The organism is Pseudomonas sp. PME37.24/025 (assembly GCF_055556615.1).
The window spans coordinates 1-273 of the sequence record NZ_JBVHNK010000175.1; the positions used below are offsets into that span (position 1 = coordinate 1).

General features: G+C 63.4%; 1 protein-coding gene. It reads right to left on the reverse strand.

The window, feature by feature from the left end:
- On the reverse strand, positions 1-273 hold a 273-nt coding region (locus tag ACZ3HH_RS29965), incomplete at both ends, for a KUP/HAK/KT family potassium transporter (RefSeq protein ID WP_465810202.1).

Consider the following 273-nt stretch of genomic DNA (forward strand, 5'->3'; position numbering starts at 1 on the left):
GTCTGCGTAAAGTGCTTCAGCGCCCGTCGCGGCGAGAAAGACAAAGCCCATTACCAAGAGGCCGACGATGCCGTGCGTGAAAACGAACTGCACGCCGAGGATCGGATTGAGCGCCTGGAACACGCGGTAGTCGTCGATGATGTGCACGAGGCCGCCGAGGGCCAGCGCGCCGAACCAGATCAGCATCACCGGGCCGAAGTACTGCGCGATCTTGGCGGTGCCGCGCGACTGCACCATGAACAGCAGCACGATGATCGCCAGCGTGACGGGGAG